The 19,584-nt window shown below is 65.5% G+C and carries 15 protein-coding genes and 1 pseudogene; 7 read left to right on the forward strand and 9 right to left on the reverse strand.

What is annotated here, in order from left to right; translation table 11 throughout:
• Positions 1–69 precede the first annotated feature (69 nt).
• Positions 70–312: pseudogene (locus tag HUK65_RS15955) on the forward strand (IS256 family transposase); the annotation flags it as partial.
• An 84-nt stretch (positions 313–396) separates the two neighbouring features.
• The gene (locus tag HUK65_RS15960) at positions 397–1,518 is read left to right on the forward strand and encodes an IS1380 family transposase (RefSeq protein ID WP_268839441.1); all 1,122 of its coding nucleotides are present in this window, start codon (positions 397–399) and stop codon (positions 1,516–1,518) included.
• 573 nt (positions 1,519–2,091) lie between these two features.
• On the opposite strand, the gene HUK65_RS15965 is transcribed toward HUK65_RS15960, so the two are convergent.
• The 6 genes from HUK65_RS15965 to HUK65_RS15990 all read right to left on the reverse strand — a co-directional run bounded on the left by HUK65_RS15965 (position 2,092) and on the right by HUK65_RS15990 (position 11,925).
• Complete coding sequence (locus tag HUK65_RS15965) at positions 2,092–6,264, reverse strand: PAS-domain containing protein (protein WP_179907271.1); 4,173 nt, start codon at positions 6,262–6,264, stop codon at positions 2,092–2,094.
• 339 nt (positions 6,265–6,603) lie between these two features.
• On the reverse strand, positions 6,604–7,926 hold the full coding sequence (locus HUK65_RS15970; RefSeq protein ID WP_179907272.1) for an ABC1 kinase family protein: 1,323 nt from the start codon (positions 7,924–7,926) through the stop codon (positions 6,604–6,606).
• A 167-nt stretch (positions 7,927–8,093) separates the two neighbouring features.
• A complete protein-coding gene (locus HUK65_RS15975; protein ID WP_179907273.1) occupies positions 8,094–8,798 on the reverse strand; it encodes a fumarylacetoacetate hydrolase family protein in 705 nt (234 codons plus the stop codon).
• 88 nt (positions 8,799–8,886) lie between these two features.
• Complete coding sequence (locus HUK65_RS15980) at positions 8,887–9,843, reverse strand: Bug family tripartite tricarboxylate transporter substrate binding protein (protein ID WP_179907274.1); 957 nt, start codon at positions 9,841–9,843, stop codon at positions 8,887–8,889.
• 79 nt (positions 9,844–9,922) lie between these two features.
• On the reverse strand, positions 9,923–11,440 hold the full coding sequence (locus HUK65_RS15985) for a tripartite tricarboxylate transporter permease (protein ID WP_179907275.1): 1,518 nt from the start codon (positions 11,438–11,440) through the stop codon (positions 9,923–9,925).
• Complete coding sequence (locus HUK65_RS15990) at positions 11,440–11,925, reverse strand: tripartite tricarboxylate transporter TctB family protein (RefSeq protein ID WP_179907276.1); 486 nt, start codon at positions 11,923–11,925, stop codon at positions 11,440–11,442. The genes HUK65_RS15985 and HUK65_RS15990 overlap by 1 nt, the downstream gene beginning before the upstream one ends.
• A 198-nt stretch (positions 11,926–12,123) precedes the next feature.
• Between HUK65_RS15990 and HUK65_RS15995 the strand changes: the two genes are divergently transcribed.
• On the forward strand, positions 12,124–12,816 hold the full coding sequence (locus HUK65_RS15995; RefSeq protein ID WP_179907277.1) for a FadR/GntR family transcriptional regulator: 693 nt from the start codon (positions 12,124–12,126) through the stop codon (positions 12,814–12,816).
• A 508-nt stretch (positions 12,817–13,324) separates the two neighbouring features.
• On the opposite strand, the gene HUK65_RS16000 is transcribed toward HUK65_RS15995, so the two are convergent.
• Entirely contained in the window at positions 13,325–14,116 is a 792-nt protein-coding gene (locus HUK65_RS16000) for a LytTR family DNA-binding domain-containing protein (protein ID WP_179907278.1), read from the reverse strand.
• Between the two features lie 124 nt (positions 14,117–14,240).
• Here HUK65_RS16000 and HUK65_RS16005 point away from each other — a divergent pair, with 124 nt between their 5' ends.
• Complete coding sequence (locus tag HUK65_RS16005; RefSeq protein ID WP_179907279.1) at positions 14,241–14,876, forward strand: hypothetical protein; 636 nt, start codon at positions 14,241–14,243, stop codon at positions 14,874–14,876.
• A gap of 32 nt (positions 14,877–14,908) precedes the next feature.
• Positions 14,909–16,120, forward strand: coding sequence for a serine hydrolase domain-containing protein (locus tag HUK65_RS16010; RefSeq protein WP_179907280.1), 1,212 nt, complete (start codon positions 14,909–14,911; stop codon positions 16,118–16,120).
• 78 nt (positions 16,121–16,198) lie between these two features.
• Here the strand turns inward: HUK65_RS16010 and HUK65_RS16015 are convergent, their stop codons facing one another.
• The gene (locus tag HUK65_RS16015; RefSeq protein WP_235442209.1) at positions 16,199–17,275 is read right to left on the reverse strand and encodes an NAD(P)H-dependent flavin oxidoreductase; all 1,077 of its coding nucleotides are present in this window, start codon (positions 17,273–17,275) and stop codon (positions 16,199–16,201) included.
• 243 nt (positions 17,276–17,518) lie between these two features.
• Between HUK65_RS16015 and HUK65_RS16020 the strand changes: the two genes are divergently transcribed.
• The gene (locus HUK65_RS16020; protein ID WP_179907282.1) at positions 17,519–18,727 is read left to right on the forward strand and encodes an NnrS family protein; all 1,209 of its coding nucleotides are present in this window, start codon (positions 17,519–17,521) and stop codon (positions 18,725–18,727) included.
• Positions 18,724–19,398, forward strand: coding sequence for an NnrU family protein (locus HUK65_RS16025; protein ID WP_179907283.1), 675 nt, complete (start codon positions 18,724–18,726; stop codon positions 19,396–19,398). Before HUK65_RS16020 ends, HUK65_RS16025 begins: the two co-directional genes overlap by 4 nt.
• Positions 19,399–19,417: 19 nt before the next feature.
• On the opposite strand, the gene HUK65_RS16030 is transcribed toward HUK65_RS16025, so the two are convergent.
• Positions 19,418–19,584, reverse strand: a 167-nt coding sequence (locus HUK65_RS16030) for a transposase (RefSeq protein ID WP_179907284.1), incomplete at its 5' end; no start/stop codon positions are given.

The following is a 19,584-nucleotide window of genomic DNA, read 5'->3' on the forward strand; positions in this document are numbered from 1 at the left end:
AAGTGTTCCTCTCCGCCGTCGCGCTCGCCGCAACCGTCCTCTTCTGGCTTTGAATATCAATGAGTCTGGAGCCTAGCGAGCACCAACATCATCGAGTCGATGAACGCCGTGATCCGGCAGGTCTGCCGGAACGTGAAGCGGTGGCGTGACGCGAAGATGGCCCTACGCTGGACCGCCGCCGGCATGCTCGAGGCCGCCAAGGGCTTTCGGCGTCTGAAGGCCCACAAGCAGCTGTCAATCCTCAAGGCCGCGCTTCTGAAACATCGGGAGCCGGGCATCACCGTCGTTGACCAGACCGCAGAGGCCGCCTAACCATGATCCCGGCAGCGCTGCCCCGACCCGATTTCAACATTCATCGGGACATCCCCATGCACGCCGCTCGACGGGTCGCATGGTCTGGCCTCACAGCCGACGCTGTCGCGCTTCACCGCCATCATGGCCGAGCCGGGCAATCTGAAGGCCCTGCGCGACGGCGTGCTGGAACTCGCCGCGCGGGGGCTCCGGGCCGAGAACGGCGGTCGGCGCCTGCCCAGGGTCACGCTCGACGTCGACAGCATCCCCATCGAAGTTCACGGCCATCAGCCGAAATCCGAGTGGAATGGCCACTACAACGCACGCATCTACCACCCGCTGGTCACCTCCATCGCCGAGACCGGCGATATGCTGGACGCGCGACTGCGGCCGGGCAATGTCGGCACCGCCGAAGGCGCGCGCGACGTGATCCTCGACGGTGAGCGGCAGCGCGCCACCGGTCCGAGCGCTGCTGCGAACGACCGGGCGCAGGGCGGGCTGTGCAAGGTGGCGATGGTGCGCATGGATGCGGGCTTTCCTTCGGCTGCGCTGCTGGCGGGATTGGAGGCGCGCGGTATCGACTACGTCGCCCGCCTCCGCGCCAACCCCGCCCTCGACCGGCTGGCCGCACCCTACATGAAGCGACCGCGCGGGCGGCGGCCGCACAAGCCGCGGATGTGGACCCATGGCCTGCAGTATCGAGCGAACTGCTGGGACAAGCCGCGCCGGGTGATCCTGGTGGTCAAGGAACGGCCGGACGACCTGCTGCTCGACCGCTTCTTCCTGGTCACGTCGCTCACCTGGCGGCAGATGGTGAAAAGCGAGGTGCTCGCGCATTACCGCGAACGCGGCAAGGCCGAGGGCCACATGGGCGAACTGAAAGATGTGCTCGCCCCGGCGCTGTCCTCGACCAACCGGCCGAAGTCGCACTGGCGGGGACGAAAGCCGCGGAGCGCCTCGGACGCCGTCGATGCTTTCGCCAGTAACGAGGTCCGACTTCTCATCTCGCTCATCGCCTATCAGGTGATGCACATCGCCCGCCGCGCCATGGCTCGGGCTACCGGGACCGGCTGGAGCCTGCGCCGCCTGCGTGAGCGCGTCCTTCGGGCCGGCGCCCGCCTCGTCATCTCGGCACGGCGCATGACCCTGGCGCTCTCGAGCAGCGTCACTCCCTTCTGGTCCCTGCTCTGGCCACGGATCAACAGGATGCACTGGGCCGGCCCCTGACTTCGGTTGCCCGCGAAATCGCATCGCCGATCACCGCCGCCGCCTCCGGCGGCCTTGAAAAACCTGTCTGCACGCATCGCCGCGCTCGCCCGACGGAGTCCCGACCGCGATCCGCCACACGCTACGCGCGAACCGTGACATCCTCACTGACCTTCAAACCACTCGGCGAGGTCGCGAGACCCGACCGAGCCTCGAAATCAGGCCGCCTGCGGGCCGCCGGTGAAAATGGCGGGTTGAGGCGCTGTGGGCCAGCCTCGACGCGTTGCGCGTGTTCTACAACACCGAGCGACCACTCATCGGCTATCGGAACATGGGCCGCCGACCCATGGAAACCGCCATGTCAATCGTCAGCCAAGTAGGTGACGTGGACATTCTCTAATTTGCTCGGGGTGTGCGTGGGATGCTCCGGTGGCACGGAATGAGCCCTTGTTGACCCTCTCAACTGAATTGAAGAAATTAAATCTAATTCTTACTGGGTTATCCCGGCCTTCAAATCATCAGGTTGCGCGCTCATCCGCCCCATCCACAGCTGCAACTTGCCGGTGGCCCGCTTCGTCGATGCTCCAGGGCGCGCTATTCCGGACATGTGTCGGTGGCAATCGCATGGGTCAGGACGGCCTGAAGCTGGTGTCGCCGCATGGGCTTGGGCAAGGTGGCCACGAAACCTTCGTCCAGATACCGCGCAACCTGATCTTCCATCACATTTGCTGTCGCCGCAATCGCGCGCGGCATCGGGCGGCCCAGTGTCAGTGCTTCAGCGCGCATGGCTCGCAGGGCTTCGATTCCGTCCATTTCCGGCATCGAGATATCCAGAAGCAGCGCGTCGAACGCCCTGGCACGCCAGAGCGCGCAGGCCTCGGACCCGTTCTCGGCGAATTCGGCCCTGAGGCCCAGCCGCTCCAGCATGACTGACAGGATCTTGCGGTTGGTGGCATTGTCATCGGCCACCAGGATGCGGCGCCCCTGCAGCTCGGCGCTGGGGGCTTCGGCCTCGGGCGGTGGTGCGGCCGTGTCCGTGGGGGTATCTACGGCCGGAACCGCCAGGCGCACATCGAATCGCGTGCCGCTTCCGGGAGTGCTCTGGATCCGGATATCGCCATCCATCAGCGTCAGCAGCTTGCGCACGATGGTCATACCCAAGCCACTGCCGCCAAAGCGCCGGGTCGTCCCCGCATCGGCCTGTTCAAAGGCGTTGAACACCCTTTCAACCTGTTCTTCAGTCATGCCGATGCCGGTGTCCGATACGACGAAGCGCAGCGTATCCGGGTCGGAGGCATCAACGAACAGTGACACCGCGCCGTGTTCCGTGAACTTGACCGCGTTGCCCAGCAGATTGTGCAGGACCTGCATCAGACGTGTTTCATCGCCCAGACGGTGGTTGCGCCCGCCCGAAGCATGATTGATGGCAAAGGTGATCCCCTTGGCGCGCGCATTTGCCCCGTGCAATGCGCCCATGCGCCTGACAAGCGCCTCAAGGTCAAAGGGGCTGCACTCCAACCCCATCTTGCCCGCTTCGACGCGCGCCAGGTCGAGGATGTCATTGAGCAATGCCAGCAGGCCCCAGCCCGAATCGCGGATCGTTGTCAGCAGGTTGTGCTGGTTCTCATCGAGCCGGGTTTCCGACAGCAGATCCGCCATGCCCAGAATACCATGCAGCGGCGTCCGGATCTCATGGCTCATATTGGCCAGAAAATCGGATTTGGCGCGGCTTGCAGCCTCGGCCGCCTCACGCGCGCGGGCAAGTGCCGTGATGTCCACCCGCAAACCCACCCGCCCGCCTTCGCGGGTGCGCGTGTCGCGGATGCGCACGATCCGGCCATCGCTCAGGTTCTCCATGAAAGGGGCATCAGCCCGCCGGTGCCGGTCCAGCATTTCCGCAACCCACAGGTCCGGATCGCGGCCCATCTGATCGGCGATTTCTCCGGTTTCAACCGCCCGGCGCAGGATATCCTCGAACCGGACGCCACAGACGGCGGCCTGCCCCGTCTGCGGATACATCTGGCGATACCGTTCGTTTGCCAGAACCAGCCGTTCCTCCGAATCGAACAGAAGAAACCCGTCTTCAAGCGCCTCGACCGCATCGACCAGCTGTTGGCGCGCCTGCGCGGTGGCGGCCTCGGCGGCGCGGGCCTGTTGCTGGGCGCGGTGCAACTCTGTCACATCGGTCCTGAGGCCAACCCGCCCGCCATCGGCGGTGGGCATCTCATAGATCCGCAGCACCCGCCCATCGGCCAGATGCTGGATCACCGGCTCTTGCGCGCGGGCATGCTGGCTCAACCGCTCGGCCAGCCAGTCCTCCTCGCGGCCATGGGCATCGGCGACTTCCCCCACCTCGATGGCATGGCGCAGGATATCCTCGAAGCGGGCACCCTCGACCATTGCGGGCGCAGTCCGCGGATAGATGGCGCGGTAACGATTGTTGCACAGGACCAACCGATCCTCGGCGTCGAAGAGCACAAAGCCATCCTGCAATGCCTCGATCGCGGCGATCAGTTGGGCGCGGGCGCGGCTGGCATCAACCTCGGCCAGGCGTGCGGCTTCGCGCGCGCGATGCAGATCGGTGATATCCACCCGCAACCCCACTCGCCCACCATCGGCGGTGGGACGCTCCTCGATCTGCAGGACAGTTCCATCAGAAAGCTGCTGCTGGATCGGCACTGCATCCTGGTGCTGTGACAAGCGTTCGTGCAGCCACGCCTCCTCTCGCCCGATGGCCGCGACGTATTGCCCATGCTCCAACCCATAGCGCAGGATATCCTCGAAGCGGGCCCCTTTCACCATGGCCGGTGCGCTCAGCGCATACAGTTCGCGGTAGCGGCGGTTGGCAAGGACCAGCCGGTCCTGATCGTCGTAATAGACAAAACCGTCATTCAAGGCATCAACCGCCGAGACAAGCTGCGCCTGCCGTGCCTGCTGGCCAAGTGCGCTGGCGTAATTGTTCGCGGTCGCCGCCAGCGCATCCATGACCGCAGGGAACCACCCCGCAAGGGGCAGATCGTTCTCTGCGCGGCAGATATCGAAGCCAAAGAAGCCAACACAGCGACCATCGGCAAGGACCGGAAACACGCAAAGCGCATGAATGGCCTGCTTGCTCAGAAAGGCGTGTTCAGCGGGGGTCATCTGGCAAGGTGCGTCCAGATGGAAAGCGGCGCCCCTTGCAAAATGCTCTGCCATCCGGGCAAGCCCGATGCGCTTGAGGTTCAACCCCTGTAACTCCGGATTATCGATCTGTGGACTGACCCGGGTGTCGCACCATTCGAATTCCTGCGAGACGATCCACTCCGCATCGGCATCGCCGAGGGCAACAGGCGGATCAACCCTGAAGGCATAGGCACGGTTGACCTCTGCCGCGCGGGCGACCTCTTCCAGCATGCGGTTGCGTTCGGCAACCAGATCCTCACTGCGTAGCAGCCGCGCCGAAAACCCGGAGATCGCACCCAGAATCTTCTGCTGGCGCTGGCAGTCGGTGATGTCGGTTTGCACGGCAATGAAGCCGATATGGCGCCCCTGCGGATCATGGCGGGGCTGGATTTCCATACGACTCCAGTATTCTTCGCCGCTGCGGCTGCAGTTCAGGATGTCGGCCACCACAGGCTGCGCCGCGCGCAGCGCCGCACGGATGCGGGCAACCGTTTCGGGGTCGGTGCCCGCGCATTGCAGAATGTCGCCCGCTGCGCAGCCCCGAACTTCGTGCAGCTGCCAGCCGGTGCGGCGCTCAAAGGCGGGGTTCACCCATTCGATCAGCCCGCTGCGGTCTGCGATGATCACCATGTCAGTGGTATGCCGGGCCACATCACCCAGGCGTTCCAGGGCTTCGTGCTGCGCGTTTTCCGCCAGCATGCGTTCCGTGATGTCGCGGATGACAAAGACGAATCCCGGGTTCTCGCCGGGCTGCTCAGCCAGGCGGGGTGCGGCCGAGATCTCGAACCAGGCGGGTCCGTCGGACAGATCCAGATGGAAGCGCATCCCGCCAACCCGGCCTTGCTCTGCGACCATCTGCATGGCGCGGCGGGCCGTGGCGGCTGCATTCGGGGGCAACACCTCTGCGATGCGGCGCCCAAGGCAGGCTTCCGGGGACAAGATCAGGCGGCAACCCTGCCCGCGGTGCAAGGCCAGGATATGCCCCCGCGCATCAAGCTCCAGCAACATGTCCGGAAAGGCATCCAGCGTGGCCTGCAGCCGACGTTGCTCTCGGTGCTTCTCATGGCGCAGGCTTTCGGCCTCGGCCTCGCCCCGGCGGCGGGCCAGCCGGGCCGTGACGATGCTGGCAACCGAGCGTAACAGAAAAACGTCGGCCTCACCAAAGCTGTGCGGTGGCGTCCGCGTATCCTGCGCCATGAAGCCAAGCAGTCGCCCATCCTCATGCAGGGGCACGGCCAGAAGCGCACGGACCCCTTGCGCAAGCAGCGTTTCGCGCAAGGGGTCCGTGTCATCAAGGGCTTGGGCATCGGCAATGTGGACATGCCCGCCCTGCGCAAATGCGGCATGCCCAGATTCAAGCAGGCAAAACCGCAACGCTTGCAGCGCGCAACCGTCCCCGGCGCTTTCGGCACCGGCGCATCCTGACCAGAGCCATTCGCGGGGGCCAGCGCCACCTTCATCGCGTAGCATCAGGTAACTTCGATCCGCGCCGCAGAACTCTCCCAGACTGGCAAGAGCTGCGTCAATCGCCGGGTCCAGCCCGGCCAGCGGAACCGAGACCAGCCTGTCGATCACCGCCAGGCTGAGTGACTGTGCCGCGCGCAAACGTTCAATGTCATCGCGGGCGCTGGAAGAAATCTCAGCCCTTGTCACGTCGCGCCCTGAAAAATCGGCTTGGCATCCTGTGCTTCCTCTGATCCGGCCTCAAGACCCGGCGCCCTTGCCGCATGCCCCCCAACGTGGAACCACCGCACCCGAGGCACCATGCGCCGACAGGCTGCAGGACACCCCCGTGGCGCCGGTGCCCCTGCACAGATGAAGCCTATTGCTAACCCCTATCAATCAACAACCCGTAAACGAGCCCTCGCGCCCGATGCTCGCCTGCTAGTTCCTGTCTTGCCCGATGCTCGGCCCGGTCACGCGCGCTGCCTCGGGGCCGACGCGTCAGCCGTAGCGCTCCAGCAACGGGCGCAGGGCGACACGGGCGCGCAGGCGGGTTGCCAGCAGATAGATACCGCCGATCTTTCGGTGCAGGAACAGGGTCGGCGGCGGCGGGATATGGGTCAGGTCCCGCTCCATGCCCATGGCCACCCCCATGTCGCGCAGGGTTTCCAGCAGGCGGCTGGCGCCGAAGTCAAACGGCGTGGCCTGGCGAAGCGGCGCCATGGCGGTGTCGAACATGGTCAGGATCATCTCCTGATGCCGGGGCGCCATGCTTTCGGAGATATAGCCGATCCGCAGCATGGCCGCGTGCATGGCGGAACGCTCGTCCCCCAGCCCCGCGCGCATGAGAGTGCGGAACGCCTGCGCCATGGCGGAGTCGATTGGCATGACCGCGCCGAAATCCAGCAGCACCACACGCCCGGATGCCGGGTCATAGCGGAAATTGCCCGGGTTGGGGTCCGTCTGCATCAGCCGCAGGTCAAAGAGCTCGCGCAGGACCAGGTCAACCAGAGTTTCGGCCACCCAGTCGCGCAGCGCCTGCGGCGCATCAAGCAGCGACTCCAGCGGCTGGCTATCGAGATAGCTCATCGCCAGCACCTGCGGCGTGGTCAGCGGCGCATGCAGTTGCGGCAGGGTATAGGCCGGGTCGGCGCCCAGCAGGGAGCGGAATCGCTCCAGTTGTCCGGCCTCGGCCATGTAATCGGCTTCGGCATGCAGCTGGGTCTTGGCTTCGGCCAGAACGGGGGCGATATCCAGGTCCCGGCCCAGAACCCCCAGCACCCTGAGCAGGGCCGCAACATTGTCGATATCACTGTCGATACTGGCGCGCACACCGGGATATTGCACCTTGATGGCCAGATCCTGACCGTCATGGGTGCGGGCCCGGTGGATCTGGCCGATCGAGGCGGCCGCAAAGGGGCGCAGGTCAAACCGCGCAAAACGCCCGTACCAGCCCGCACCCCATTCGGCATCCAGCACCGCGCGCAGCTGTCGTGGCGGCATATGGGGGGCCTCGGCGCGCAGGGTGGACAGGATTTCGGTCATTTCAGGCGGCAGAACCAGTCCCGTATCCATCGAGAGCATCTGGCCCAGCTTCATGGCGGCCCCGCGCATCCGCCCCAGATCGCGGGCAATCCGCTGCGCGGTGGCCGGGGTCAGGAGCGTGTTGTCCAGCCGCGGGCGCTGTCCCTGCACCAGTTGCCGGGCCCCGCTGGCCACCATGCCACCAACGATCCCGCCGGTCATGCCGCCCAGCCGAAACAAACGCCCCGCCCGCCCGCCGGGAACAGGCCAGGCACCCGCCGGTCGATCCTGTCGTGACATGCTTGCCCCCGTCTGCAGCTGCACCTCCGCCCAGACATGGCGCGGCGGGGCGCAATTGCCAGCCCCACCCCCGCGCCAGGCTGCGCGCATGAAAAAGCCGGGCAGAGAACCGCCCGGCCTGAGTTATGCGCGCAGGACGTGGGCCATCCGGCCCCGCCTTTGGACGATCAGCCGACGGTGACCTTCAGATCACCCACGCCTTCGACATGGCCTTCCATGACGTCACCGCGCTGGATGGGGCCAACACCGGCGGGGGTGCCGGTCATGATGATATCGCCGGGCTGCAGTTCGAAATACTGCGACAGGATCGCGATCATCTCGGGCGTTTTCCAGATCATCTGGTTCAGATTGCCTTGCTGACGCGTCTCGCCATTCACCTTCAGCCAGACCGCGCCGTCAGTGGGATGGCCGATTTCCGAGGCCGGAACCAGCGCGTTGCACGGCGCGGAATCCTCGAACGCCTTGCCCACTTCCCAGGGGCGGCCCATTTTCTTGGCTTGCCCCTGCAGATCGCGCCGGGTCATGTCCAGACCCACGCCGTAGCCCCAGATCAGCTCTTCGGCCTTTTCCACCGGGATATCGCGGCCGCCACCCGAAAGCGCCACCACCATCTCGATCTCGAAATGCACGTCGCTGCTGCGGTCGGGGTAGGGAAAGACATCCGCATCGGTCAGGTTGTCGGGGTTCTTCTGAAAGAAGAAGGGCGGCTCCTTGTCCGGGTCATGGCCCATTTCCACGGCATGGGCGGCATAATTGCGGCCGATGCAGTAGACCCGGTGGACCGGAAACCGCTTGTCGCTGCCCCGGATCGGCAGGCTGGCCTGCGCAGGCGGCACGATGACATACTCGGCGTTTGCCGTCTCGTTGCTCATGGATCAGTGTTCCCTCTTTCTGGTTGGGCGCGCGCGGGACCGCGCGCGCAGGATGCACCGGGGGACCCAGGCCCCCCGGCAGCGTGGTTCAGTCCATGGCCGCGACGATATCCCCATAGGTGACCAGTTCCTCGCTGATCAGGGTGCGGAACTCCTCGGGGGTCATGGCCAAGGCCTCGGCGCCGTTGCTGGCCAGTTGGGCGGCCACATCGGCATCGCCAACGCTGTCGGCCAGCGCGTCGGACAGGGTGGCAATCACGTCATCGGGCGTGCCTGCGGGGGCCGCCAGACCCAGCCAGAGCGAGGCGCGATACCCTTCGACACCGGCTTCCTGCATGGTCGGCACATCGGGCAGTTCGGGCGAACGGTTCACCGTGCCCACCGCCAGCGCGTCGATCGATTCCGCCTGGATCTGCGACAGAACGGCAGGCATGGAGCCGAAGAGCACCTGCACCTCGTTGCCCATCAGCGCGGTGGTGGCTTCGGCGTTGCTGCCATAGGGGATGTGCTCCATCTCGGTGCCGGTGGCAGCCAGGAACATCAGCCCGGCCAGGTGGGTGGTGGAGCCCTGACCGGCCGAGCCGAAGTTCAGATCGCCCGGCGCCTCCTCCAGCATGGCGATCAGTTCGGACACGTCGGAAACCCCCAGATCGGGGTTGACCACCAGCACATAGGGGGTTTCGGCGATCATGCCGATATGGGCGAAATCCTCGACCGGGTCATAGCGGACCGAGGCATTGGTCAGCGGCCCCACCACATGGGTCGATGTGGTGGCCACGGTGATGGCATAGCCGTCGGCATCCATGCCTGCAGCGGCCTGGGTGCCCACGGTGCCGCCAGCGCCGCCCCGGTTTTCCACCACGACCGGCACGTCCAGACGCTCGGACAGGGCCTGTGCGGCGATCCGCCCGACGATATCGGTGGAGCCACCGGCGCCGAAGGGCACCACCATCGTGATCTCGCGGTCGGGGAAGTCGGCGGCGGCGGGGACTGCGGCCAGCATGGTGGCCGCAAGCGCGGCGCCCGATAGTGTTCTGATGGTCATTTCTCTCTCCCTTGGGTTAGCTGGGGGGCGCTGGTATGGCTCCGCGGCGCCGAGACCCCCCGGTTCGTCTCCGCGGCATTCACTTCGCTGATCCTTCTTCGGTTTGCGGCTTCCGGCTGGCGCGCCAGCTGCCCAGCAGCACCGCGCCGACACCCAGAACCGCCAGTATCAGGAAGATCAGGCTGATGGGGCGTTCCAGGAAGATCATCGGGTCGCCCCGTGACACCAGCATCGACCGGCGCAGGTTCTCCTCAAGCAGGGGGCTCAGGATCAGCCCCAGCAGCAGGGGGGCTGCCTCGCAGCGCAGCTTGATGAACAGATACCCCACCAGGCCGATCCCGGTGACCATGAAGATATCCAGCGGTTCACGATAGAGGCTGTAGATCCCGATGGCGATGAAGCTGAGGATTGCCGGGAACAGGATCGAATAGGGAATGGACAGGATCTTGATCCACAGCCCCACAAAGGGCAGGTTCAGCAGCAGCAGGAACAGGTTGCCGATCCAGAAGCTGGCGATCAGGCCCCAGAAGAATTCAGGATTGTTCTGGATGATCTGCGGACCCGGCGTCAGACCGTGGATCATCAGCGCCCCCAGCATGATCGCCATGATCGCATCGCCCGGGATCCCCAGCGACAGGGTGGGAATGAATGAGGTCTGCGCGGCGGCGTTGTTGGCCCCTTCTGGCGCGGCGATGCCTTCGATGGCCCCCTTGCCGAAGTTGCGTCGGTTCCGGGACACGCGCTTTTCCAGCGCATAGGCTACGAACGAGGCAATCGCAGGCCCCGCACCGGGCAGGATGCCCAGAAAGGCGCCGATCCCGGTGCCGCGCGCGGTGGGCATGAAGCTGTCCTTCATGTCGCGCTTGGTAGGGACCAGTTCGCGCCAGCCCACGCGGGTGTCGACCTTCTCGCGGTCCGCGCCAAGCGCCAGGTTGCGCAGCACCTCGGCCAGGCCGAACAGCCCGATCACCACCACCACGAAGCTGAGCCCGTCATACAGATACAGCGTGTCGAAGGTGAAGCGCGGCAGGCCCGAGATCGTCTCCTGCCCCACAGTGCCGATCAGCAGCCCCAGCACCACCATGGCGATGCCCTTCAGGAACGGCCCCTGCACCAGCACCGCTGCCGCCAGCAGACCCATGATCATGAGCGAGAAATATTCGGGCGACTGGAAGCGCAGCGCGAATTGCGCCAGCGGCGGGGCGAAGCCGGCCACCACGATGATCGCCACGCAGCCGCCCATGAAGGACGACAGCGTGGTCATCACCAGCGCCGGGCCGGCGCGGCCCTGCTTCGCCATCTGGTGCCCGTCGATCGCCACCACCGCCGAGGCCGCCGTGCCTGGCAGGTTCAGCAGGATCGCCACCGTGGAGCCGCCATACATGGTGCCGTAGTAGATGCCCGCCAGCATGATGATGGCTTCGGTCTGGGGCGCGTGAAAGGTGATCGGCAGCAGCACCCCGATGGCGGCCAGCGGTCCGATCCCGGGCAGGACCCCGATGAAGGTGCCCAGCGTGACCCCGATCAGGCAGTAGAGCATCGCCGAAGGCGACAGCGCCACATCGAAACCGATTGCAAGATTGGCAAAGAGATCCATTACGGCCACACCCGGAACGGCAATCCGATCCCATAAACGAAGATACCCACGCAGGCGGCGGGAATGATGACGGCCAGCGCCAGCGAGCCGATGATCGGCGTGCCCGCCTCGGCCCGGCTGGAGACCAGAACCAGCGTTGCCGTTGCCAGGAACAACCCGGCCGGGCGCACCAGCAGTCCGAACAGCCCCAGCCCGGCCACCACGCATAGCGTTGAGCGGACAACGTGGACGGATGGCAATTTCGGCAATTTCAACAGCGGCTGATCACGCCATTGCGGGTCCATCTGCGCGCGCAGGATCGCCTGCAGGGCCAGCCCGGCGCCGCTGGCCAGAAGCAGAACGCCCAGCACCATCGGCAGGGCACCCGGCCCCAGGCGGCGCATGCTGCCCAGCGGGTAATCAAGCGCAATCCAGATCGCCCCGGCACCGATGGCCACGAACATCGCCGCGGCCAGAAGATCCGTCTGCGGATCGTCAGAATTCATGCTCCTCGGCCCTCCCAGACCGCGGCCGGATATGCCCGACCGCCTTCACGCCAATCCTGAGATGGAATCGGCGCCCTCCAATTTCGCAACCCAATTATAACCAATCTGGCAAATGGTCAAGCCATCATTGACAGGAGCACGCGACAGGGGTAAGAATTCGATTGAATTTCAAAGACTGCATGACACGATAGTGCCACGATGACCGATAACTCCCCCCCGCGCAGGACCGATGCGACGCTGGTGCAACTGCGCGCGTGGCTGTCCCAGAAAGATTTCGCCGAGGAAACAAAACTTCCTGCGGAAAGAGTGCTTTGTGAAGAACTTGGCGTTACCCGAGGGGATCTTCGAAAAGCCTTGGCGGTGCTGGAGAGAGAGGGCGTGATCTGGCGCCATGTGGGCAAGGGCACCTTTATCGGCGCGCGGCCGCTGGACAACATGCTCAGCCTGACGCAAATCGAAAGCGAAACCAATCCGGCCGAAGTCATGCGCGCGCGGCTGTTGATCGAACCAATCCTGGCGCGGGAAGCCGCCCGCAACGCCACGCGGCAGGATATGGCGGACATCGAAACCTTGATGCATCAGGCGCGCGCCGCCAGCACCTGGCGCCAGTATGAGGCGCTGGACACGGCCCTGCACCGTGCCATTGCCCGCGCGGGGGCAAACAGCCTCATGCTGGCGATCTTCGATACGGTCAACACGGTGCGGCGGTCGGTTGTCTGGGGACGGCTGCGCAGCGTGCCGGACCGCCCTCCGCTGGATCACCATTCCTTTGCCGAACACGATGCCATCGTCGACGCCATCAAGATGCGCGACGTGGAGGCCGCCGAACGGGCCATGTTCACCCATCTGCAAACTGTGGCGCTGAAACTGGACCCGACCATCGCGCGCTGACCCCGGCGGGCCTGGTCAACCGGGAACCCTGATTCAGCACCCACCATCAGCACCCCGGGACATCTGCCACGGCTGGCCACGGACCGCTGCACGGTCTGCAACGTCACCTCCGCCGAATCCTCGGGCTTCAGGCTGCATGTCAGGCTGGGCTCGATGGCCACGGTGCGGCCCGTTCGCCTGTCGGCGTGTCAACCATCGCGTAATCTTGCGTCCGGCGCGGCCATGTCAGCGCCCGCTTCCACGAAATCCGCGCAATGCCGCGGCTTGTCTGGGACGGGGTGGCCGCAGCCCTCTGCCTGCCTGCGCCGCGCAATCCTGGCATTGCGCTTGCGCCTGGACAAGCCGCGCATGGGCCGCGCTTGAAGGCGGCGCCAGTGCGACCGAGGCGATGCTGGAAGGCGGGTTCATCACAGGTCCAGTTTCAACCGCGAATTCCGGGGCGTCACAGGCATGACACCGGCATGACACCGACCGCGTGGCAAGCGCATCAGGGCTGCGCAAGCCGTGATCAGCGCGCCTTAAGCCAGCCTGCCTGCTTCAAGTCCGGCCGGTAGGATCGCCCCACAGGCACCGAACGTCCGTCGACAAGCCGCAGGAACTGGCGCTGTCCATCGCGCACCGTGGCCTCGACCGCATCCTCGGCAACCCACCAGGACCGGTGGACGCGGCGCCCGATCCCGCCGAGTTCGCGCGCCGCGTCCTCCATCCGGCACAGGATCATCTCGGTCCCGCCGGTGGTGTGGACGGCCAGGTAATGATCCTGCGTCTCGATGCAGAGCAACCGCCCCTTGAGCGGGCCGGACAGCCGGGCGAGGAACAGGGCAAGTCCGCGGGCATCCGCGCCCGCCGGGTTTGCCGAAAGGCGGCTATCGTCCCCATCGGCCCGGGCGGCGGAGGCGGCCTCCTGGATCTCCTGCCACTGGTAAACCGGGAGCGAGATCGCCGCGAGCAGGATCAGCACCTGTGCGTAAAGCACTGCGACCGAAGACGGCCAGCCAATCCCGGACAGCCCGTTCGCCAGCACGACAACACCCGTTGCCGGAACCGATACGATCAGCGCGCCCAGGATCGGCACGCTGAAGCGCGCCGCCCGCAGGCGATGCCCCGCCAATGCATCGACGCGGCGAATCCCCGCATCCGCCAGCACCCAGTTGAGCGAAACAACCGCCAGCCAATACCCAAGCCGGGGAAACAGCGGCAAACGGTCATAGGTGCCGAAGGGGCCGATCAGCCCCAGCAGCAGCCCCACCCCCAGCGGCGGCGCCAACCGAAGGCCGATATCCCGGGTCCATTCACGCATCGTGAACGCATCATATCATGCAGTTCGCGCATTTTCTCAACCGTTTCCGCAACTTCTCTGGCCGCATGGCAGGGCTGCGCGTTAGCGCAGTGCCGTCACGCCACACCAGACCGGAGCATCCGACATGACCACTGCCATTCTGATCCTGCATATCCTGACCGGTTTTCTGGCCCTGGGCACGGCCGGAGCCGCAATAGGGACCGCAAAAGGCGGGCTTTGGCATCGCCGCGCGGGGAATATCTATGTGCTGTCGATGCTGGCGGTCACGCTGACCACATTCGCGCTGGTGGCGATCCGCCCCAACCTGTTCCTGTTCGTGATCGGCATCTTCAGCTTCTATCTGGTGTTTACCGGCTGGCGCGCGGCGATGCTGCGCGATGGCCAGCCCCGCTGGCCGGACCATCTGGGCGGGCTGGCGATGGCCGCCACGGGGCTGGTCATGATGGGTCTTGGCCTGAACGGGCTTGCAGGTGCAGGGGGCGCGCAGCCCGTGATCCTGCTGGTCTTTGGCTCCATCGGGCTGAGCCTGGCGCTCTCGGACTGGCGCGACTGGCGGGCCGGACCGGTGACCGGCAAGGCGCGGATCGCCCGGCACCTGACCCGGATGCTGGCGGGCACCATCGCAACCATCACCGCCGCTGTTGTCGTCAATATCACCTTTCTGCCTGCACTCGTCACCTGGCTGGGACCGACGGCGCTGATCACGCCCGTGATCTTCTGGTGGAATGCGCGCGTCATGCGCGGCGCGGCACCAGCCTGATTGTCCACCCCTGACCTGACGGAGACACCACAATGACCATCAATCGCATGTTCCGCATCACCGCCTGGATCTTCGGCACTCTTGCGCTGATTGTCCTGGTTGCCTTCCTGTGGCTGCGCAACAGCCCCTACTGGGCCGGGATCACGCTGTTTGCCGAAAGCCACAGGGTTGAGAATTTTCGCGCCATGGATCGCGTCTTTCCCTATCGTGACATTGCCCGCTCCGGCGCGGTCTGGAAGTTCGACCGGGCCCCGCGGCCACTGCCTGCAACCTATGACTTCGCAGGGGCCGAACATGATCTGGGCGCGTTCCTGGACCGGACCGAGACCACGGGCCTGCTGGTCGTGCATCAGGGCGCAATCACCCATGAGGACTATCGCCTTGGCGCGGATGAAACCGCGCCCTTCACCTCGTGGTCGATGGCGAAATCGGTGGTGTCCGCGCTTATCGGTATCGCCATCGAAGAAGGCCATATCGACAGCCTCCGCGACCCGATCTACCGCTATGTTCCCGCGCTTGCGGGGTCTGGCTACGCGGGCGTGTCCATCGAGGACGCGCTGACCATGTCAACGGGCGTGGCCTTTGACGAGGATTACGACAACCCGCTTTCCGACATCAACATGCTGTTCATCCGCGCCATGGCCATGGGCATACCGGTTGAGGACACGATTGCGGGGCTGGAAAGCATCCGCGCGCCGGGCGAGTTCAACGCCTATGTCAGTTCCGACACCATGGCCCTGGGCCTGGTGCTGGAGGCCGCAACGGGCATGCCGATTGCCGAGTATCTGTCCAGCCGGATCTGGGGTCCAATGGGGGCCGAAGCGGATGCGACATGGAGCACCGACCGCACGGGGCGCGAGTTTGCACTCTGCTGTCTGAATGCGACCTTGCGCGACTATGCCCGCTTCGGAAGGCTGTATCTGGAGGGCGGCGCGCGGGACGATGTGCAGATCGTGCCTGCCGACTGGGTGCAGGCTTCGGTCACGCCCGAGGCTGCGCATCTGCAACCGGGCGACAACCCCGCCAGCGACTGGACCTTCGGCTATGGCTACAAATGGTGGATCCCCGAGGACCCGCAGGGCGATTTCACCGCCATCGGGGTCTGGGGTCAGTATATCTACATCGATCCCGCGCGCGCGGTGATCATCGTCAAGACCAGCGCCGATCCCGCGTTCGACGACAACGATCATGAAACAATCGCCGCGTTCCGCGCCATCGCAAGGGCCGTTGCCGGATCAGAATGACATTGGGCGGGGCTGCCGCAGGCAATGGACAGGATCTCGTGCTGCGCCCGGATGCCAGTGAGCACCCCATGGCAGGTGTCACTGGCCATGCCCTTTCCGGTCAGGGCGTTTTGGCCGCTGCGTCAACCGGGCCAGCGCCTCGTCTGCCAGATGGCGTGTAAGTTTGCCCGCGGGCATCGCGCGGCAAAGCCCTGCCGACTGGCCCGACCAGAGCGGCATGAAATCCTCCGAGCCATCGGGCTCGGACGCGGAGCGCAGCGGGGCAAGCGCCCCGCCCGCCAACGGGAATGGCGGCGCGTCCGGGGCGATGGGGCCGATCTCCTGCATGATGCGGTTGACGATGCCCCGTGCCGGACGACCGGTAAACACATTGGTCAGGGCCGTTGCCCGATCCGGGCCAGCGGCAAGGGCGCGGCGGTGTGGTTCGGCGATGGTGGCCTCCGGGGTTAACAGATAGGCCGTGCCGATCTGCACGGCTGATGCACCCAGCATGAAGGCCGCGGCAATCCCGCGCCCATCGGCGATGCCCCCGGCGGCGATCACCGGCACGCGCACGGCATCGACCACCTGCGGCAGAAGCGCGAAGGTCCCGATCTGGGTCGCAGTATCGTCGGTGCGGAACATGCCGCGGTGGCCGCCCGCCTCGACCCCCTGGGCGATGATCGCGTGACAGCCGGCATCTTCCAGCCAGCGCGCCTCGTCAACCGTGGTGGCGGATGACAGTATCCTTGCCCCGGTTGCTGCGACCCGGTCCAGCAGTGAACGCTCGGGCAGGCCGAAATGAAAGCTGACCACCTCGGGGCGCAATTCTTCGATCAGGGTGCAGAAGGCGTCATCGAAAGGCGCCCGGTTCGATGGCGGGGCGGGGATTTCGGGATCGAGGCCGAGCTCGCGGTAATAGGGCGCGAGCCTTTGCTGCCACCTCGCCTCACGCGCGGCCTCTGGCTCAGGCGGGGGATGACAGAAGAAATTGACATTGACGGGGCGCGTGGTCCTCTGGCGGATGATGCCGAACTGATCGCGCAACTGCTCCGGGCTGAGCAACGCGCATGGCAGCGATCCCAGCCCTCCCGCCGTGCAGACGGCGACGGCCAGGTCGGCAAGACCGGCGCCCGCCATGGGCGCCTGGATGATCGGCAGTTCGATACCGAGCATGTCCTGTATCCGACGGTCTGGCCACATGTCCTGCCCTCCGGCCTTGCGGTCCTGCGCATCCGAGTATTCCCGATCCGGTCGTCGGCGGAAAGCCCCGGATGGCGGGCACCTCCGCTTGCGCGACTGCAGCCCCTTTTGGGAACGGGACGGCGCAGGATTCCCGACTGCTTTCCTTGTATAGGTATTTACAATACTCATTCATGGACGTAAACTCTTCAAGCGCCCAAGCGAGGACCACCCCCGATGACAACTGCCACCGCAAGCCGCAACTGGACCGGGCCAGCCCTGCTGAGTTACGGGTTCCGCCCGTTTTTCCTGCTCTCCGGCATCTGGGCCGCTTTCGCGATGGTCTACTGGCTGATGCTGCTGGCCGGGGGAGCGCCATTGCCGATCGCCCTTGCGCCAATGGACTGGCATGTTCATGCCTTTCTCTTCGGCTACCTCTCTGCCGTCATCGCAGGGTTTCTGCTGACGGCTGTGCCAAACTGGACGGGGCGATTGCCGGTGGTGGGCTGGCCGCTTGCCGGTCTGGTCGGACTGTGGGTGCTGGGGCGGGTGGCAAGCCTGTTCGGAGCGTCCTGGCCCGCCGCAGGGTTCGCGGCGGCCGATCTGGCCCTGCCTCTGGCATTGATCGCTTTTCTGTCGCGCGAGATCATCACCGGGCGCAATTGGCGCAATCTTCCGGTGCTGGGATTGATGGCACTTTTTGCACTGGCCAATGCGGTCTTTCATGTCGAAGCCGCGCACGGGGCGGCACATGATGGCTACGGCTTGCGGTTGGGGCTGGCGGCGGTGCTGATGCTGATCGCGCTGATCGGCGGGCGGATCATCCCCAGCTTTACCCGCAATTTTCTGGCCAAGCGGCAGGCAGCCCGCCTGCCCGAGGCCTTCAACCGCGCCGATGGGGCGGTGTTGGGGCTGACCAGCGCCGCACTTCTGGCCTTTGTGACCCTTCCCTATTCCGGCCTGACGGCGGCCCTGTGCCTTGCCGCAGGAGGCGCGAATGTCTGGCGTCTGTCGCGCTGGCAGGGACATCAGACCACGGCCGAACCGCTGGTCTGGGTGCTCCATGCCGCCTATGCGACGCTGGCGCTGGGCTTCCTGGCGATCGGCGCCGCCGCCCTTGACCTGATGCCCCAGTCCGGCGCACGACATGTCTGGCTGGCAGGGGCCATCGGCCTGATGACGCTGGCGGTCATGACCCGCGCAAGCCTTGGCCATGCGGGGCTGCCCCTGTCCGCCAGCCGCCCGGTTGCGGCCCTGTATCTGGCGCTGATCGGGGCGACAGTTGCCCGCCTTCTGGCGGGGCTCTGGCCGGGTGAGATATGGCTGTTGCATCTTTCCGCCGCGCTCTGGATTGTGGCCTTCGGGGGTTTTTCGATCCTCTACTGGCCCATTCTCACCCGTCCAAGACGCGCCCCCAAAGCCATCAGCGCCGCGCGCCCGGCATGAGCGGCTGGGGCGAGTATGCAGCCGCATGGGCGCTGTTCCTGCTGAGCCATGCCATGCCGGTGCGCCCTCCACTGAAGCCCTGGCTGATCGCAAGACTTGGTCAGACGGGCTTCCTGCTGGGCTATTCGGTGCTGTCGCTGGGCGTGCTTGCCTGGCTGATCATCGCAGCCGGGCGCGCGCCGCATGTGTCCCTCTGGCCCATGCCGGTCAGTGCGCATTGGATCGTGCTGGCGGGCATGATCCCGGCGGTGGCATTGCTGGCGCTGACGCTGGGGCGACCGAACCCGTTTTCGTTTGGCGGCGCACGCAATGACCGGTTTGACCCGGATCACCCCGAACTGATCGGACGGATCCGCCACCCGGTGCTAGCGGCGTTGGGGTTCTGGGCCGCGGCACATCTGGTTGCCAATGGGGATCTGGCCCATGCGCTGATGTTCGCCGGTTTTGGTGGGTTCGCTGTGCTCGGCATGGCGCTTATCGACAGGCGCAAACAACGCGAAACGGGTCGCGCGGAATGGCAGGCCTTGCAGGCGCGGGCCCGCCATGCGGCACCCGCTTTTCCGCCGAACGCGGCGTTGCGTCTGTTGATGGGATTTTGCAGTCTGACAGCCCTGATCGCAGGGCACCAGTGGCTGTCTGGCGTGGCCATCTGGCCGCGCTTTCTGCCCTAGGCTCCAGACTCATTGATATTCAAAGCCAGAAGAGGACGGTCGCTGCGAGCGCGACGGCGGAGAGGAACACTTTCGGGCATCTGTCATAGCGTGTGGCGATCCTGCGCCAATCCTTCAGTCGCCCGAACATGATCTCGATCCGGTTGCGTCGCTTGTAGCGTCGCTTGTCGTATTTCACCGAGACCT

It is taken from the genome of Rhabdonatronobacter sediminivivens, from assembly GCF_013415485.1.
Taxonomy (GTDB): domain Bacteria; phylum Pseudomonadota; class Alphaproteobacteria; order Rhodobacterales; family Rhodobacteraceae; genus Rhabdonatronobacter; species Rhabdonatronobacter sediminivivens.

Excerpts from the sequence above, each read along its gene's own strand:
- HUK65_RS15970 (WP_179907272.1), bottom strand. The coding sequence starts at position 7,926 with ATGTCACGACAGGATCGACCGGCGGGTGCCTGGCCTGTTCCCGGCGGG.
- HUK65_RS15975 (WP_179907273.1), bottom strand. The coding sequence starts at position 8,798 with ATGAGCAACGAGACGGCAAACGCCGAGTATGTCATCGTGCCGCCTGCG.
- HUK65_RS15980 (WP_179907274.1), bottom strand. The coding sequence starts at position 9,843 with ATGACCATCAGAACACTATCGGGCGCCGCGCTTGCGGCCACCATGCTG.
- HUK65_RS15985 (WP_179907275.1), bottom strand. The coding sequence starts at position 11,440 with ATGGATCTCTTTGCCAATCTTGCAATCGGTTTCGATGTGGCGCTGTCG.
- HUK65_RS15990 (WP_179907276.1), bottom strand. The coding sequence starts at position 11,925 with ATGAATTCTGACGATCCGCAGACGGATCTTCTGGCCGCGGCGATGTTC.
- HUK65_RS15995 (WP_179907277.1), top strand. The coding sequence starts at position 12,124 with ATGACCGATAACTCCCCCCCGCGCAGGACCGATGCGACGCTGGTGCAA.
- HUK65_RS16000 (WP_179907278.1), bottom strand. The coding sequence starts at position 14,116 with ATGCGTGAATGGACCCGGGATATCGGCCTTCGGTTGGCGCCGCCGCTG.
- HUK65_RS16005 (WP_179907279.1), top strand. The coding sequence starts at position 14,241 with ATGACCACTGCCATTCTGATCCTGCATATCCTGACCGGTTTTCTGGCC.
- HUK65_RS16010 (WP_179907280.1), top strand. The coding sequence starts at position 14,909 with ATGACCATCAATCGCATGTTCCGCATCACCGCCTGGATCTTCGGCACT.
- HUK65_RS16015 (WP_235442209.1), bottom strand. The coding sequence starts at position 17,275 with ATGCTCGGTATCGAACTGCCGATCATCCAGGCGCCCATGGCGGGCGCC.
- HUK65_RS16020 (WP_179907282.1), top strand. The coding sequence starts at position 17,519 with ATGACAACTGCCACCGCAAGCCGCAACTGGACCGGGCCAGCCCTGCTG.
- HUK65_RS16025 (WP_179907283.1), top strand. The coding sequence starts at position 18,724 with ATGAGCGGCTGGGGCGAGTATGCAGCCGCATGGGCGCTGTTCCTGCTG.